General features: G+C 63.0%; 12 protein-coding genes. 8 read left to right on the top strand and 4 right to left on the bottom strand.

Annotation, left to right across the window (positions count from 1 at the left end):
• The first annotated feature begins 23 nt into the window (after positions 1 to 23).
• The 4 genes from frdA to frdD are packed head-to-tail and all read left to right on the top strand — an operon-like array spanning position 24 to position 3,319.
• The gene (gene frdA, locus RKP46_RS01590; protein WP_311105009.1) at positions 24 to 1,811 is read left to right on the top strand and encodes a fumarate reductase (quinol) flavoprotein subunit; all 1,788 of its coding nucleotides are present in this window, start codon (positions 24 to 26) and stop codon (positions 1,809 to 1,811) included.
• Positions 1,804 to 2,559 carry a succinate dehydrogenase/fumarate reductase iron-sulfur subunit gene (locus RKP46_RS01585; protein ID WP_311105008.1) on the top strand — a complete coding sequence of 252 codons (756 nt, stop codon included), beginning with the start codon at positions 1,804 to 1,806 and terminating at the stop codon, positions 2,557 to 2,559. Before frdA ends, RKP46_RS01585 begins: the two co-directional genes overlap by 8 nt.
• Complete coding sequence (locus RKP46_RS01580) at positions 2,556 to 2,954, top strand: fumarate reductase subunit C (RefSeq protein WP_311105007.1); 399 nt, start codon at positions 2,556 to 2,558, stop codon at positions 2,952 to 2,954. Before RKP46_RS01585 ends, RKP46_RS01580 begins: the two co-directional genes overlap by 4 nt.
• On the top strand, positions 2,951 to 3,319 hold the full coding sequence (gene frdD, locus RKP46_RS01575) for a fumarate reductase subunit FrdD (protein WP_311105006.1): 369 nt from the start codon (positions 2,951 to 2,953) through the stop codon (positions 3,317 to 3,319). The genes RKP46_RS01580 and frdD overlap by 4 nt, the downstream gene beginning before the upstream one ends.
• A 91-nt stretch (positions 3,320 to 3,410) precedes the next feature.
• Here the strand turns inward: frdD and RKP46_RS01570 are convergent, their stop codons facing one another.
• Together RKP46_RS01570 and RKP46_RS01565 are read right to left on the bottom strand one after the other, a co-directional pair.
• A complete protein-coding gene (locus tag RKP46_RS01570) occupies positions 3,411 to 4,205 on the bottom strand; it encodes a flagellar brake protein (protein WP_311105005.1) in 795 nt (264 codons plus the stop codon).
• 79 nt (positions 4,206 to 4,284) lie between these two features.
• Positions 4,285 to 4,608 carry an EscU/YscU/HrcU family type III secretion system export apparatus switch protein gene (locus RKP46_RS01565; RefSeq protein WP_311105004.1) on the bottom strand — a complete coding sequence of 108 codons (324 nt, stop codon included), beginning with the start codon at positions 4,606 to 4,608 and terminating at the stop codon, positions 4,285 to 4,287.
• An 855-nt stretch (positions 4,609 to 5,463) separates the two neighbouring features.
• On the opposite strand from RKP46_RS01565, the gene RKP46_RS01560 reads away from it, so the two are divergent.
• Together RKP46_RS01560 and RKP46_RS01555 are read left to right on the top strand one after the other, a co-directional pair.
• The gene (locus RKP46_RS01560) at positions 5,464 to 7,917 is read left to right on the top strand and encodes a PAS domain S-box protein (RefSeq protein WP_311105003.1); all 2,454 of its coding nucleotides are present in this window, start codon (positions 5,464 to 5,466) and stop codon (positions 7,915 to 7,917) included.
• Positions 7,914 to 10,163, top strand: a complete 2,250-nt coding sequence (locus tag RKP46_RS01555; protein ID WP_311105002.1) for an EAL domain-containing protein — start codon at positions 7,914 to 7,916, stop codon at positions 10,161 to 10,163. Before RKP46_RS01560 ends, RKP46_RS01555 begins: the two co-directional genes overlap by 4 nt.
• Positions 10,164 to 10,275: 112 nt before the next feature.
• Here the strand turns inward: RKP46_RS01555 and RKP46_RS01550 are convergent, their stop codons facing one another.
• Positions 10,276 to 12,642 (bottom strand): nitrate- and nitrite sensing domain-containing protein, encoded by a 2,367-nt coding sequence (locus RKP46_RS01550; RefSeq protein WP_311105001.1) that lies wholly within the window; start codon positions 12,640 to 12,642, stop codon positions 10,276 to 10,278.
• 358 nt (positions 12,643 to 13,000) lie between these two features.
• On the opposite strand from RKP46_RS01550, the gene htpG reads away from it, so the two are divergent.
• Together htpG and RKP46_RS01540 are read left to right on the top strand one after the other, a co-directional pair.
• Positions 13,001 to 14,920: a molecular chaperone HtpG gene (gene htpG / locus RKP46_RS01545; protein WP_311105000.1), complete on the top strand. Its 1,920-nt coding sequence runs from the start codon at positions 13,001 to 13,003 to the stop codon at positions 14,918 to 14,920.
• Positions 14,920 to 15,435 (top strand): DNA-deoxyinosine glycosylase, encoded by a 516-nt coding sequence (locus RKP46_RS01540; RefSeq protein WP_311104999.1) that lies wholly within the window; start codon positions 14,920 to 14,922, stop codon positions 15,433 to 15,435. Before htpG ends, RKP46_RS01540 begins: the two co-directional genes overlap by 1 nt.
• A 55-nt stretch (positions 15,436 to 15,490) precedes the next feature.
• Here RKP46_RS01540 and RKP46_RS01535 read toward each other — a convergent pair.
• Positions 15,491 to 16,056: hypothetical protein (locus tag RKP46_RS01535; protein ID WP_311104998.1), on the bottom strand; the 566-nt coding region annotated here is incomplete at its 5' end.

Here is a 16,056-nt window from a genome sequence, read left to right as displayed (position 1 = left end):
GTGGGTGCGAGAAAGGAGCATACGTGGAGATATACAAAGCAGACGTAATCATTGTCGGGGGAGGAGGCGCCGGCCTGCGCGCAGCGATTGCCGTCGCCGAAGCAGACCCGGCCCTGAAAATCGCCCTCGTCTCCAAAGTCTATCCGATGCGCAGCCACACGGTGGCCGCCGAAGGCGGTTCAGCCGGGGTCAAGAAGGCCAGCGACAGCCTCGACTACCACTTCAACGACACCGTGCATGGTGGCGACTGGCTGTGCGAACAGGATGTGGTCGAATACTTCGTCTCCCGCTGTACCGAAGAGCTTACCCAGCTCGAGCATTGGGGCTGTCCGTGGAGCCGGACGGAAGACGGGCACGTCAATGTCCGCGCCTTCGGCGGAATGAAGATCGAACGGACCTGGTTTGCCGCCGACAAGACCGGCTTTCACATGCTGCACACGCTCTTCCAGACCTCGATCAAGTATCCGTCGATCAAGCGTTTCGACGAACACTTCTGTGTCGATCTGATCGTCGAGGATAAGCGGATCGCCGGCGTCGTCGCCATCGAGATCGCATCCGGCGAGTTCACCCTGGTCGAAGGCCGCGCCGTGGTCATCGCCACCGGTGGCGCCGGTCGCGTCTTCCGCGAGAACACCAATGGCGGCGTCGTGACCGGCGACGGGATGGCCCTCGCCTACCGGCACGGCGTGCCCCTGCGCGACATGGAATTCGTGCAGTATCACCCGACGTGCATGCCTGGAACAGGACTACTGTTTACCGAAGCGTGCCGCGGCGAAGGCGGCTTTCTGCTCAACAAGGACGGCTATCGCTATCTGCAGGACTACGGCCTCGGTCCGGCCGAACCGACACCGCGCAACAAGGCGATGGAACTCGGCCCACGCGATCGTCTGAGCCAGGCGTTCTGGTATGAACAGCAGAAGGGGCGCACTATCGAAGGGCCGCACGGATCGGTCGTCCACCTCGACCTGCGCCACCTGGGTGAGGAGAAGTTGCGCGAGCGGCTGCCGCAGATCTACGAGCTGGCCGAGCAGTTTCTCGGCGTCGATCCGGCGCTGGCGCCGATTCCCGTTCGTCCGGCGGTGCACTACACGATGGGCGGCATCCTCGTAGACGGGCGCTGCGCGTCGCCGCTCGCCGGCCTCTACGCCGCCGGCGAGTGCTCCAGCGTCGGCATCCACGGCGCCAACCGGCTGGGTTCGAATTCGCTCTCGGAGTTGCTCGTCTTCGGTCGTGTTGCCGGCGAGGAAGCCGCCCGCTTTGCCAGTTCGGTCGCACCAGCAGCGCCGGCCAGCGTCCTCGCCCAGGCGCAGGCGGTCGAGCAACGAGTGCTCGGCATCCGGCAGAACACGCGCGGCAACGAGCGAATCGCGACGCTGCGCAAGGAAATGGCACAAACGATGGAAGACGGCTGCGGCATCTACCGCCTGGCGGAGACGATGCAGAAGACCTGCGACAAGCTCGACGAACTCAAGGAGCGCTTCAAGAACGTCCGCGTCGAAGACAAATCCAGCGTCTGGAATACCGACTGGCTGCTCGCCATCGAACTCGAGTATCAACTCGATGTCGCGCAGGCGATGGCCTATTCGGCGATCAACCGGCGCGAATCGCGCGGCGCACATCAACGGCTCGACGGCTTCGAACAACGCGACGACGTCAACTTCCTCAAGCATTCGCAGGCCCACTACGTCGCCGGCGGCGCACCGCGCATCGACTATGGGCCGGTCAGGATCACCAAATCGCAGCCGGGCACGCGCGCTTATGGTGCTGCCGGCGAAAAGGCTGAGCAGGAAAGGAAGGCTTCCCATGGCTGAACACCCGAAAACGATAGAAATCGAAGTGCTGCGCTATCACCCGGAAAAGGACAAGACACCGCATACGCAGGTCTTCGAAGTCCCTTTCACGGACGACATGTCGGTCCTCCAGGGCGTGCAGTACATCAAGGATTATCTCGACGGATCGCTGAGCTTTCGCTGGTCTTGCCGGATGGCGATCTGCGGGAGTTGCGGCATGATGATCAATGGCATCCCCAGCCTTTCGTGCCAGACCTTCCTGCGCGACTACTACCCGGCGCGCGTACGCGTTGAAGCGCTGGCGCACTTCCCGATCGAGCGCGATCTGGTCATCGGCATGGAGGGCTTCATCGACAGGCTGGAAAGCATTCAGCCCTACATCATTCCCAAGGAGCCGCGCACGCCGGCGCAGGGAGAGTATCTGCAGACGCCCGAGCAACTCGCTCAATACGAGCAGTTCAGTTCATGCATCAACTGCCTGCTGTGCTACGCTGCGTGCCCGCAGTTCGGCCTCAACCCAAGTTTTATCGGCCCGGCGGCAACGGCTTTGCTGCACCGTTACAACGTCGACTCGCGCGACGGCGGCAAGGCAGAACGGATGGAACTGATCAATTCGGAAGAAGGCGTCTTCAACTGCACCGCCGTCGGCTACTGCTCCGAGGTCTGCCCGAAGCACGTCGACCCGGCCAACGCGGTCAATCAGAACAAGACCAACAGCGCAGCCGACTATTTTCTTCGATTCCTTTCGCCGAAGGGAGGTGCCAAGTGAATAAGCGTCGCCCCTATGTCCGCCCGATGGATGGCTGGTGGCGGAAGAATCCCTACTTCGTGGAGTATATGATTCATGAGGGAACCGCCCTCTTCGTCGCCGCCTACGCCGCCGTCCTGCTGATTGGTCTGCTCCGCCTGGCGCAGGGCGAGGCTGCGTGGACCGCCTGGCTGGCGACGCTACAGGGGTCCTGGGCAATCCTCTTTCACCTGCTCGCACTGGTCGCGATCAGCTACCACACCTACACATGGTTCAAGATCATGCCGCGCACGATGCCGCCGGTCATCGTCGGCGGCAAGAAGCTGGCCGGCTGGGTAATCACCGCCGGTGGTCTGGCGGCTGCCGCCGCCGCGAGCCTTGCGCTGCTCGCTCTGGTATGGGGGATGGCACGATGAAACGCCCACTGAAACGCTCGAACGCACCGATCTTCTGGGCGCTGTTCGGTGCCGGCGGCATGCTGTCGGCACTCTTTGGCCCAATGCTGGTCTTCATCACCGGCCTCGCCATTCCGCTCGGTCTGCTCCTGCCGGCAGACACGCTGAGCTATCCGCGCGTTCTCGCCTTCGTCCAGCACTGGATCGGCAAGGGCTTCGTCTTTGCCGTCATTGCGCTCTTCCTCTGGCACGCGGCACACCGCATCTTCCACAGCCTGCACGACATCGGGATTCATGCTGGCGTCGGCGCTAAACTGGTCTGCTATGGGTTGGCGCTGGTCGGAACGGTGATCGCCGGATACACGCTGCTCGCCATCGGCTTCTAGGCGGCAAGCCGACAACGGCGCCTGTCTACGAGCACGAACGCTCAAAGACGGCGCCGTCGCTGCACCCGCGGCAAGCCGCAAGCTACCCGAGCTAGGCCATCCCGCTCAGTCGCGCCTTGCGTTCGCGCTCGACGCGCGTGATGTAGCGCTGCACCATGCTCATCCGTGCACCGGGCAAGGCGATGAACTCACAACCGATGCGCACGTAGCGCGAACCGGCGCGCGTCGTCACCTCATACTTGTTGCGCACACACAGATTCGCGACCAGCAAACCTTCGTCCGGCAAGGCCATCTTGCAGTCGGCGAGGACACAGCCGCGCGGCAGCAGCGCGGCCAGTGCCGGAGTCGCCATCAGGCCGACCCCGCCCCCGCTGATGTCGAGCAGCGACGCCTCGATCGTCATCACGCTGCGATCTGGCCGCTTGATCGAACTGGTGAATTTGACCGGCCGAGCGACCGGCGTACTGAGGCGAAAAAATTCGCGACGCTGCAAGCGCAGAACCTTGTCGGGCAAAGCAGCACCAAAAGCCGGTCGCCCACCGTAACGCGCCGCAACCAGGCGTGGCAGCGTGAACTGGACCTTTACCTTATCCACCGTGGCAGTCAGAACGATATGGTCGGCGGCCAGCGCCTGGCGGTTTACCTCGTCGTCGCGGCCCAGTTCCAGGATCAGGTTGTCGCCGTCGATCGCCAGCAGGGAGGTGAGCAGAAATGATCGGCCTTCATCGAAGTAGGCGCTGATCAAGGCTCGACGTTGGCTCAGCGAGCGCAGAATGGCAAGCACCTCCGCCTTCGCGTGCAGCAGATACTGGGCGTATTCCTTGGGCTGTTCGATCTCGAACTGCAGCGGCGTCTGCACGTCCTGATCGGTTTCGATTTCTTCCATCGCGTTCCCCGGCATCGACAACATCGGCCAGTTTAATGCAAAAACGCGGCTCCCGTACGGGTCAGCAACAAGCGGCCGATCAGACGCCAGGTGCGGGCTCCGGCGGGACGACGAAGGCCGGCGGCGGCCCCCCTTCGCCGCTCTCCAGCCGGTAGAGCCAGGCAAGCAACTCAGCCACCGCCAGATACAGCTGCGGCGGAATGTGCTGGTCGAGATCGACCTGCATCAGCAGCGACACCAGTTCGGGCGACTCGTGGACATAGACGCCGTGCTCGTGCGCACGCGCAATGATCTGTTCCGCGAGCACACCGCGCCCCTTGGCGACGACGCGTGGCGCTGCTTCGGTCTTCCCGTAGGTGAGCGCCACCGCATTTCTAAGCGACGGGTCGGATGCTTTGCCCATACGTCACTATACCTCGTTTACGGCTGAGTGATGCCTCTCGCGCTGACCCGGCACCCTGACGGGCGCCGGGCGCTATGATGACTGCGTCACCTCGGCCGCCGCCAGTGTTCACCGTGTCGGTAGAATGCGTTTGTGCCAGGCTGGCAACCCCGTGTTGCCGATGGTGCAAGCCACCGCGCCAAAAGCCCCGATTGCTGCCGCTTCCTGGCATCGTTGAGAGTGACGGCGCCGACCTGCACCGTCGACGCTCGTGCTGATCAACGCGCTTGTTTGATTCTCCTCCCCCGGTTCGGGTCAAGGCAGCGTTGTGCTCGACCGCGAGGCGGCGTCCAACACTCGGCGCGCCAATCTTGTTGGCTCCCGCTCGCCTGGTGTGCGTCACCGAAGCGAGTGCGCTGGCTGCCCTGGTGACCGGACGACGCCCAAGGCTCGCACGAGCCGTCGCGCACGGCGCGCGTCTGGTGTCGACCAACTGGCTGAGGCCCTCAGTATGGACACGCCGACATTAGGTCGCTCGCCATACACCAGTTGCCGGCGCAGCAGCCACGGTGCTGCCGACCCGCCACACAACACCTGCCCCAAAACGGTGCACCAATCCCCACCGTCAATCGCACGCCGAGCCCCGCTGGCGGCCCGATCTGAGCTAAGCTGACGGCCAACAGATTCTGTGCCTTTGCCTAAAGTTCGCGCCCGGCCTGCCGTAGGTAGACCCGTGTTCTGGCGGACCTGGTCAAGGCTGAGGATGGCCCATTCCTGCTTCATTAGACAAGCGCGGGTGGTGCGCACGAGCGCCCACCTCCCGCAACAGACAGTGGTCCCCACAAGAGCAATTGCCTCCAGCAAAGGGTATTTACCATGTTCAACGGTACAGCAGCCGAAATCATGCTGGTAGACGACACACCTGCCAACCTCAGGCTACTCGACAACTTGCTGTGTCAACAGGGATATCGCGTCCGGCCAGCGGCCAGCGGTTCGCTGGCGCTACGCTCGGCTGCAGCCAAACCGCCGGACCTGATCCTGCTCGACGTACGGATGCCCGAGATGGATGGGCATACCGTCTGCGAGCGCCTGAAAAGCGACCCGCACACGCAATCGATACCGGTCATCTTCATCAGTGCGTCGAACGACACTGCCGACAAGGTGAAAGGTTTCGCGGTCGGCGGCGTCGACTACGTGACGAAGCCCTTTGAACCAGCCGAAGTGCTGGCTCGGGTGAACACCCACCTCGAGCTGAAGCGCCTGCGCGAAGGACTCGAGCGCCTGGCCGAGGCACGTGCAGCCGATCTCGTGAAGACGCACCGTGCGCTTGACGCCAGCGAGAAACGCCTGCGCCTGGTCATCGAAGCGACCAGCGACGGCGTGTGGGACTGGAACGTGCGGACCGAGGAAATGTTCTTCAGCGATCGCTGGTATACGATGCTGGGCTACGAGCCCGGCGAGTTCCCGGCTGGCTATTCAGCATGGCGTGATCGCGTGCACCCGGACGACCTGGAGTCGGCCGAGGCGACGGTTCGCGCGCATCTGTCCAACCTCGTTCCCGAGATCAACGTTGAAGCTCGCCTGCGCGCCAAGAACGGTCTGTGGCGATGGATCAACAGCCGGGGCAAGGCGATCGAACGTGAGGCCGACGGGTCTGCATTGCGCCTGGTCGGAACCAATACTGACGTTACCGCGCGCAAGGAAAGCGAGGCGGCCCTGCGCGAGAACAGCATCTTCCTCAACACGCTGCTCAACGCCATTCCGGCCCCGGTGTTCTACAAGGACACGAACGGCCACTATCTCGGCTGCAACCAGGCTTTCGCCGAATCGATCGGGCGGACGCGCTCCGAGGTGGTCGGCAAGACAACCTCGGAGCTGATGCCGACGCAAGAGGCCGAAATCCACCGCGTGATGGACCTTGAACTGTTCCACCAACCGCACCCGGCGGCCTATGAGGGTCAGACGGTCGATCCCGCCGGAACTGTTCACGACGTGGTTTTCCACAAGGCGGCCTTCCTCAATTCCGACAGCCAGGTCGCGGGAATCATTGGCGTCATTCTGGATATCTCCGAGCGCAAGGAGGCTGAACGCGCCCTGCGCATCAGCGAGGCATTCTATCGCTCGGTTTTCGAGAACTCTCTGTTCGGCATCGGCATTGCCGACCCGGACATGCGACTCGTCCAGGTCAACCCGGCTTTCTGCCGAATGGTCGGCTACGAGAGCGGAGAAATCATCCACCGGATGCGCCTGAGTGACCTGACGCATCCGGATGATCGCGAAATCGACGTTGCCGACATGCACCGGCTGATCCGCGGGGAACAGGAGGATTTCGTCGCCGAGCGACGCTGCATCGGGAAGTCGGGCGAAGTCATCGATGTGATCGCCTTCGTGCGCGCGATCCGCAGCGACCTTGGAGCTTACGTCGGAAGCAGTACGACGATCCTGGATATTACGACGCGCAAGCGGGCGGAGGCGGAACTCGAACGGCATCGCGAAAAGCTGCAAGAACTCGTCGCGGAACGCACCGCCGAACTGCGTCACGCGATGCAGCAACTGGTCCAGGCCGAGAAACTTGCCGCACTTGGCCACCTTGTCGCAGGTGTCGCACACGAACTGAATACTCCACTGGGCAATGTGCGCATGATGTCCACCGCCCTCGTCGAAGAGGTCAAGGCCTTCGGCCACTCGGTCGATTCGGGAGCGCTGCGCCGCTCGCAGGTCAGCAGCTTCCAGACCCGCTGCAGTGAAGCCGTAGACCTGATCGAGCGCAACGCAATCCGGGCGGCCGACCTGATCGGGCACTTCAAGGAAGTGGCAGTCGACCAGACGAGTGCCCGCCGGCGCCGTTTTTCCCTGCGCGAAACGATCGATGAAATGCTCACCACGCTGCAGCCGCAGTTCAAAAGGACTGCGCATCGCATCGAACTGGACATCCCTGCCGGCCTGGAGATGGACAGCTACCCTGGTCCTCTCGAGCAGGTGCTGTGCAACCTGATCAACAACTCCCTTACGCATGGCTTCGCCCGAATCGAGGCGGGGACGATTCGCATCCAGGCAGCACCAGCTGACCCGGGCAACGTGCGTATCGAGTACACGGATAACGGCACCGGCATCCCGGAAGCGCTGTACAACCGCATTTTCGAACCCTTCTTCACAACACGCCTGGGTAGCGGCGGCAGCGGTCTAGGGCTCTACATCACCTACAACCTGGTCACGGCAGTTCTGGGCGGAACGATTACCGTCTGCCCTCCGCAGCAACGGGGAATCCGCTTCTCGATCGTCCTGCCGCGCAGCCCGGCCGCCCAACCCCTTTCTGGAGCCTCCAAATGATCGACGATGAACTGGTCCTGCTGAGCGATGATCTGCCGAGCCCGGGCGTTTCGGCGGTGGGAAGCACACCGCCGTGGAAGCTGCTGGTGGTCGACGACGACGAGGAGGTGCACACCGTAACGCGCTTCGTCCTCGGCAATTTGCGCATTCTCGGTCGGCCTTTGCAGCTGTATCACGCCTACGACAGCCGCCAGGGACGCAGCGAGTTGTGCGCACACCCGGACGTCGCGCTAGCCCTGCTCGATGTGGTGATGGAAACCGAACGTGCGGGGCTCGATCTGGTCAGCTACATTCGTGACGAGCTGCGCCTGAGCGAGTGCCGGATCATGCTGCGCACCGGACAGCCGGGGTATGCGCCCGAACTGGCGGTGATCCAGCAGTACGACATCAACGACTACCGGACCAAGGCCGAGCTGACCAACACGCGCCTGATCACGACGGTCAGCGCAGCGCTCCGCTCGTACCAGCAGTTGCACGCACTCGCCGAGCACCGACGCGGACTGGAACTGATCGTTGGCGCGGCGGCCGATCTCATGGAGCAGCACGCAATCACCAACCTCGCCGAGGGCATTCTGACGCAGCTCGCCGCTTTGCTGAAACTGCCCCTGGACGGAATCGTCTGCAGTCAGCGCGGCGCGCCCTTCGGCGGCGACGGCGAAAGATGCTACGTCGTTGGTGCTGCCGGCCGGCATGCGGCCTACATCGCGCGACCGCTCGACGAATTGCCCGACCGCCGCGTTGTACGCAACATCCAGGCCTGCGTCGCCAAGCGCCAGCACATCTTCGCTCCCGACCATACCGTGCTTTACCTGAAAGCCGCGCCCCATCAGGAAGCAGCGATCTTCGTCGACTCGGGCAACGCCGTGGCGGCCATGGACCGCCCGCTGCTCGAAGTGTTCGTTGCCAACATCGCGGCGTGTTTCCGCAACGTCAAACTGGTCGAGCGACTGCATGACCTCGCCTTCGAAGATCAGGTAACGCGGCTTGCCAACCGCCTGCAGTACATCGCCGACCTTGAGAGCGCCGCGCGCGAACGCAGCGAGGTGGTCGCCGCTTTGATCGACATCGATCACTTCGCCGATCTGAACGACGGCCTCGGTCCGGATGTCGGCGACCTGTTGTTGATCGCCTTCGCCACCCGCCTGCGCGAACATCTGGGCAAGGGATGTCGGCTGGCACGCATCGGAGCCGATGTTTTCGGTGTTCTGGGCCCAGCGTCGGTCGTCAATGCCGATCATCTGGGTACTCTCTGCCATGAGCCTTTCGATGTCGGCGAGTATCAGCTACCGATCACTGTGAGCATCGGTCTTTGCCGCCACATCGAAGAGAGCGCCACCGGTTTGACGCTGCTTAAGCGCGTCAGTATCGCGCTCAACCGGGCCAAACGCAGCTTCTCCTCGCACTACGAGGACTATCGGCCGGAGCTCGAGGAGAATACCCGCTGGCGCGTCGAAGTCCTTCGCCAGCTACGACAGGATTTTCAGGCGGGCAAGCTGGAGGTCTGGTACCAGCCGCAAGTTGCGCTGGCCAGCCATGCAGTCACCGGTCTGGAAGCCCTGGTGCGTTGGCCAAATGGGAAGGGGGGCTTCACGCAGACGCCAGATGTTTTCATTCCGCTCGCCGAGTACTCCGGGCTGATCGTACAGATCGGCGTCTGGGTACTTGAGCAGGCCTGCGCCGAACACATGCGGCTTGCTCAGCAAGGCTTCACCGGGCTGACGATGGCCGTCAATGTCAGCATCGGCCAGTTCCGCAAGGCCGGCTTCGTCGACGACGTCGCGCGCGCCCTGAAAAACAGCGGCATGCCGGCCGAGCTGCTCGAACTTGAGATCACCGAGAGCATCGCCATGGATGAGCCCAGGATCGTGCGGCAGAGCCTCGACGCCTTGAAGCAAATGGGTGTTCGCATCGCCATCGACGATTTCGGCACCGGCTTCTCGTCGCTCGGGCAGCTGCAGAACCTGCCAATCGATCGCCTGAAGATCGATCGCACCTTCATCCAGGAAATCGCGCAGGAGAAACGAGGCCTGTACGCGGAGACGATTGTCGGCCTGGCCGGTGACCTGAAGGTCCAATCGGTCGCCGAAGGCGTCGAGACGCCCGAACAGGCTGCCGTCCTGCGCCGTCTCGGTTGCACCACCGTTCAGGGATGGCTCTATGGACGCGCACTGCCACGTGCAGAGCTCGACCGCTGGTTGCGTTCGCCGCCGCACGACGTCACCGTCGGCCAGGAGCCTGTCGCTTAGGCGAGTCGCCGCAGGCCAGCCGGCGCTTGCCCGGCGCACCCGCCGCTGGGCTGCTCCGGCCCATCGGCCGATCCGCCGCTGCGCGCGGTGGGGAACTGGCGCTGGGCGCCGGTCAGTGCTCGCTGGACTTGTTGTAAAAAGCGAAAATCGCCTTGATCTGGGCCAGTTCGCTCGCCGTCGGACGGTCGAATTCGACGCCGCACAGGAAGCGACTGCCCTCAGCGCGCTGCCAGCGCACCTGCGCGTTGATCGCCACCGGCTGCTGCTCCCGGTAGAGATCAAGATCCGGCTGCGGCAGAAAGACCGATAAGCGCAGGCGCGCCTTCTCGGGCAATCTGCGACTCATGACCAGACGCGCCCCGGTCAGGCTCAAATCCATCGTCAGGCACTCCAGACTGGCTCCACTCTCGGTTTCGACGCGGGTCAACACGCCCCGCTCGAGGCGCGGATAGGCGCGCCTTTCGTCGCTGGCCGCCGACGCGATCGCTGTCTGCCGCTTGAAGCTGAAGCCGGCCATCAGATCGTTAAGGTCGCACGACGCCTGATGCAGATCGACGCCGATGTGAGCCGTCGCCTCGACCTTGGCTGCGCTCTCCGCCAGCGTGGCAAACAGATGTTTGAGCGATGCACCGAGTTGATCGATCTGCGTCATCTGCCGGCGGCTTTCATTGGCGATTGCGTCGTTGCTGCGCGCCGCCTCGGATACCCCAGTGGCCATCGAGTTGATCGCCATCGCCGTTTCGCCAGCCACCTGCTGGCTACGCTCAACGCGCGCAACGAGCGCCTGCATCGCCTTTTGCAGATCCTGGACGCGACTGCCAATCTCGTCGACGATCTCGCCCACCTTGAGCGACGACGATGTGGTTCGCTCGGCGAGCTTCCGCACCTCGTCCGCGACCACGGCAAAGCCGCGCCCCTGCTCGCCCGCGCGCGCTGCCTCGATTGCCGCATTGAGTGCCAGCAGGTTGGTCTGCCCGGCGATTTCGCGAATCACTTCGATGATCTGCGTGATCTTTTCGGCCGCGTGGCTGAGCTCGGTCACCTCATCGGCCGCGCGGCTAACCTCGCCAGTCACGCTGTCGAGTTCGGCAATATTCCTTTCGACGGCACCCACCCCTGCGTGCGCCTGCCGTTCGACCTGACGGGTCCGCTCGGCGGCGGTCTCGGCTTGTTGCTTCACCCCGCCGGCAATCTGCGTGAGACTCTGCGTCGCGTCAGCCACCGCAGCCGAACGGCTCTCTTCCAGACGTGTGGTCTCGGCGATATCGGTCGAGATGGTCGAAATCTGGAAGGCCGACTGCCCCATATGGCGGCCGCTCTCCTCGATACTGACCAGAATATGCACCAGCTTGCGATGCATGACCTGCATTGCCGAAAGCAAGCTGGTCGTATCGGCGGCGGCGATCGACACCTCATGCGCCAGGTCGCCGTCGGCAATCCGGCGGGCAATCTGGGCGGCGTAGTTGGGCTCGCCACCGATCTGGCGCAGGATGTCCCGAATCAGTCGATAGCCGACGAGCAGCGTCAAACCAACCGCCAGCAGCGTCAGTCCGAGCGAAGCCAGCATCATCAGGCGTGCAGCCGCGCGGCGTGCCGCGGCCAGGGTGACCAGGTCGCCAGCCAGCCTGTCTTCAACCTTCTTGAGGAGGTTGATCCGTTCGGTCGATCTGCCGAACCAGGCCTTGGCGTCCATGCCCAGTGAGGGATTCTGCGCGTTCTCGATCGCCGCCTGTTTGATTCTGGCTACCTCCTCGACCGCCGGACCACTGACCTGACTAGTAAAATAGGCCATCTGCGGCGCGTCGGCATAAAGCTGAAAAACCTCGAACCACGTCTGCTGCGCTGCCGAAATGCCGAGGAATCGCACAAACATCTCGGGTGCAAATCGGTCAACGCCAAAGACATTCGACAGGGTTGCCCGTTCGATTCCGGCAAACTCCTTGCCGCGCAGCAAGGCGTTGTAGGCGCTGGCAAGGCGTGCCACATCGGGCTCACTCGACATCGATGGGGCCTGACCGACGACCGCCAACAGGCTACCTATCGTCTTGCTGTAATAGGCGATCGCTTCTGATCCGTTGATCCGCATGGCGGAAACCGACTGGCGGGTAGCTGGCAGCTCGGTAAGCAGGCGAGCGGCTTCGACGAGATTCTTCTGCAGCCGCTGGTCGAAACGCCCGGCATTGAACTCAGCCATCTTCCCATTGAAGCCCACGTTCCTGGCATCGGATTCGCTCCGCTGCTGCGACAGCTCGTTCCCGAAGTTCGCTCCTTTGCTACCAATGAAGCCGGCGCTCATCCCGCGCTCTTTCTGCAACTCATGCACCAGAGCGCCAATTGCCGCGGCCAGCCTGGCCAAATCTTCGACATCCTCCATTTCCCGTGCGCGCGAGGTGCTCTCCAGCGTGGTGCGACCGGCGAAGAAAATGAGGCAAACAAGGGGGACGAACGCGAGAAGGAGCAGCCTGTACTTGAGTGACATCGACCTGACCCGAAAGCCTTTTTTGTAATCTGCCGCAAGCTTGGCAATGCACCCGCAACAAGCATTCCACGAGCATGGTAGAGCAGGAATGCAGGACCATCATGAGGCTCGCTGACAAGTATATCGTGTTGATCTAACCGGGTCAAACCTGATCATCGCAAAGCGTGAGGACGGCTTTGACAGGAACCCCGCGAGGCCACGCCCAGGGTCGTATGGTCGCCCGGAGGACGGCCTTGCCGGCTCTCCGCTGGTCTTGAAATCCGCCCGGATGCCCCCACTTCCCGGTCTGATGCTTGCTCCGCGTCGCTTCTGCTGCGAGCATGTTCGCTTTTCTTCAACGTTCCTGACGGAGTTCTGCATGGGTGCACAAAAGGAAACTCTCGGTTTCCAGGCCGAAGTCAAACAACTGCTCAACCTGATGATCCACTCGCTCTACAGCAACAAGGAAATTTTCCTGCGCGAGCTCATTTCAAATGCCTCCGACGCCTGCGACCGCCTGCGCTTCGAGGCGCTGAACAACGCGAACCTCTACGGCGACGATGCCGATCTGAAGATCCGCGTTGCCTTCGACAAGGAAGCGCGCACGCTGACGATCACTGACAACGGGATTGGTCTGTCGCGCGACGAAGCCGTGCAGCATCTGGGAACGATCGCCAAGTCGGGTACGCGCGAGTTCTTCTCCGCCTTGACCGGCGACCAGGCGAAGGATGCACACCTGATCGGGCAGTTCGGTGTTGGCTTCTACTCGTCCTACATCGTCGCCGACAAGGTCACGGTCATTTCCCGGCGAGCCGGTCTGGAGGCCAGCCAGGCGGTGCGCTGGGAGTCTTCCGGCGAGGGCGACTTCACCGTCGAAATGATCGAGCGCACTCAGCGCGGTACCGAAGTCACGCTGCATCTGCGTGACGGTGAGGATGAATTCCTCTCGAACTGGAAGCTGCGCTCGATCATTCGAAAGTACTCGGACCACATCACGCTGCCCATCGTCATGAAAAAGGAAGAATGGAACGACGAGAAGAAGGAGCAGGTGCAGACCGACGAGGACGAGACGGTAAACCAGGCGTCAGCGCTGTGGACGCGCCCAAAATCTGAAATCAGCGACGAGCAATACAAGGAGTTCTACAAGCATGTCGCGCACGATTTTGACGACCCGCTGGCGCACGTCCACGCGCGCGTCGAGGGGAAGCAGGAATATACGCAATTGCTCTACATTCCGTCGAAAGCGCCCTTCGACCTGTTCGACCGGACAGCCCGCCACGGCATCAAGCTCTACGTGCGGCGCGTTTTCATCATGGACGATGCCGAGCAACTGATGCCGCTCTACCTGCGCTTCGTGCGTGGCGTCGTCGACTCGAACGACCTGCCGCTCAATGTTTCGCGCGAGATCCTGCAACAGTCGCGCGACATCGAGACGATACGCGGGGGTTGCGTCAAGCGCGTGCTCAGCATGCTCGAAGCGCTGGCCGACAGCGATGAAGCTGCTGATCGGGAGAAGTACGTCAAGTTCTGGAAGGAGTTCGGCCGCGTCCTCAAGGAAGGCGTCGGCGAAGACTTTGCCAACAAGGAGCGGATTGCCAAGCTGCTGCGTTTCGCTTCGACCCATGCCGACACTGCGGACGAGACGGTCTCCCTCGCCGATTACATCGCGCGCATGAAGGAAGGCCAGGAAAAGATCTACTACGTCACTGCGGAAACCTTCACCGCCGCCAAGCACAGCCCGCACCTGGAGATCTTCCGCAAGAAAGGAATCGAGGTGCTGCTGTTGTCGGAACGCGTAGACGAATGGGTCACCGGCAATCTCACCGAGTTCGACGGGAAGCCGCTGCAGTCGGTCGCCAAAGGCGGGCTCGACCTGGGCAAGCTCGAGGAAGCGGCCGAGAAGGAAGCCGCCGAGAAAGCCGCCGACGAGTACAAGGAGCTGATCGACAAGGTGAAAAGCACGCTGGGCGAGAAGGTGAAAGATGTGCGCGTCACCCATCGCCTGACCGATTCGCCGTCGTGTCTGGTCGCCGACGAATACGACATCGGTGGCAACTTGCAGCGCATATTGAAGGCAGCCGGGCAGCAGGCACCGGCGAGCAAGCCGATTCTCGAGATCAACCCGACGCATCCGGCGGTGCAGCGCCTCAAGTACGAAGAGACGCGCTTCGCCGACTGGGCGAACCTGCTGCTCGAACAGGCAACCCTGGCCGAAGGTGGAACGCTCGAAGACCCCGCCGGTTTCGTCCGGCGGATCAACGACCTGATGCTTGCCCTTTCGCTCGGCAGCGGCCGCTGATGGGCGACGGCGGGCCGCAGCTCCTGCACGGCCTGCCGCCGATCGTCGACGCCGGCATACGGACGCTGATCCTGGGCAGCTTCCCATCGCCGGCCTCGCTGGCCGCGCAGCAGTATTACGCGCATCGCAGAAATCAGTTCTGGCAGCTGCTTGCCGCGTTGCTCGGCGAAACGCTGGTCGAACTCGACTATCGGAAACGAAGTTCGTGCCTGCTCGCACACGGCATCGGCGTCTGGGACGTCTATGCCAGTTGCTACCGGACGGGCGCACTCGACTCGGCGATCGAAGCCGGCGAGCCGAACGACTTCTCCCGCCTTGACGAACTCGCCCCGCAGCTCGAGCGCATCGGCTTCAACGGACAGACGGCCGGCCGATTCGCTCCCTGGTTCGCCGCGCGGGGTTTCACGACGACCGTGCTTCCCTCGAGCAGCCCAGCTTACACGCTGGCCTTCGACGAGAAGCTGGCGCGCTGGGCAGCTGCCGGTATCGGCGCGACGCCAGCGCGCAGCGCGTGAGCGAAGGCCGCGACAACTCCGCCAGCCGGAACGCCCCGCGGTCGCCCGGCGTCAGTCACTTGCCCGGGACCAAAGCGTCACGCAAGCACTGACGGTGCTCCGGGCCGATCTTGTCGCGGCATTGTTCGCGTGCTTTCTGGTGCAGCGCGCAGCGCGCCGGGTCGATCGACTGGCTGCAGTCAACTGGCGGCATGCGGTCTTGCACGCACAGCTTGAATTGGGGACCAGCGAGATCGCGACAGGCGGCATACGCCTGTTTGCGCGCCTCGCACTGCTGCGGGTTGTGCGCCTGACTACAGTCGGTTTTCTGCGCCTGGGCCAGCATGCATTGCCGACGCGCCGGGCCGAAGCTGTCCTTGCACGCCGCCATCATCTGGCGATGCGCTTCCTGGCGCGCCAGGCATTGCTCCGGATCGCCCACCCGCAGACAGTTGCCCGGCGACCGCATGCCCCCACGCCCACCGCTCATGCCAGGACCCATGCCAGGACCCATGCCAGGACCCATCCCCGGCTGCATGCCCCCCATTCCCCCCATCCCAGGCCCAGGCCCTGGCTGCGCACCAGCTTGAAACGCGAAGAAGGTGCAGGCGAATGCGAGAGCGATCAGCGAAGACTTGTACA

It is taken from the genome of Accumulibacter sp. (assembly GCF_031732815.1).
Taxonomy (GTDB): Bacteria; Pseudomonadota; Gammaproteobacteria; order Burkholderiales; family Rhodocyclaceae; genus Accumulibacter.
Note: the sequence above shows the minus strand (reverse complement) of the source record. Positions and strands in the feature narration are given on the sequence as shown.

Excerpts from the sequence above, each read along its gene's own strand:
- RKP46_RS01550 (WP_311105001.1), bottom strand. The coding sequence starts at position 12,642 with ATGTCACTCAAGTACAGGCTGCTCCTTCTCGCGTTCGTCCCCCTTGTT.
- RKP46_RS01560 (WP_311105003.1), top strand. The coding sequence starts at position 5,464 with ATGTTCAACGGTACAGCAGCCGAAATCATGCTGGTAGACGACACACCT.
- frdD (WP_311105006.1), top strand. The coding sequence starts at position 2,951 with ATGAAACGCCCACTGAAACGCTCGAACGCACCGATCTTCTGGGCGCTG.
- RKP46_RS01555 (WP_311105002.1), top strand. The coding sequence starts at position 7,914 with ATGATCGACGATGAACTGGTCCTGCTGAGCGATGATCTGCCGAGCCCG.
- htpG (WP_311105000.1), top strand. The coding sequence starts at position 13,001 with ATGGGTGCACAAAAGGAAACTCTCGGTTTCCAGGCCGAAGTCAAACAA.
- RKP46_RS01585 (WP_311105008.1), top strand. The coding sequence starts at position 1,804 with ATGGCTGAACACCCGAAAACGATAGAAATCGAAGTGCTGCGCTATCAC.
- RKP46_RS01540 (WP_311104999.1), top strand. The coding sequence starts at position 14,920 with ATGGGCGACGGCGGGCCGCAGCTCCTGCACGGCCTGCCGCCGATCGTC.
- RKP46_RS01570 (WP_311105005.1), bottom strand. The coding sequence starts at position 4,205 with ATGGAAGAAATCGAAACCGATCAGGACGTGCAGACGCCGCTGCAGTTC.
- RKP46_RS01565 (WP_311105004.1), bottom strand. The coding sequence starts at position 4,608 with ATGGGCAAAGCATCCGACCCGTCGCTTAGAAATGCGGTGGCGCTCACC.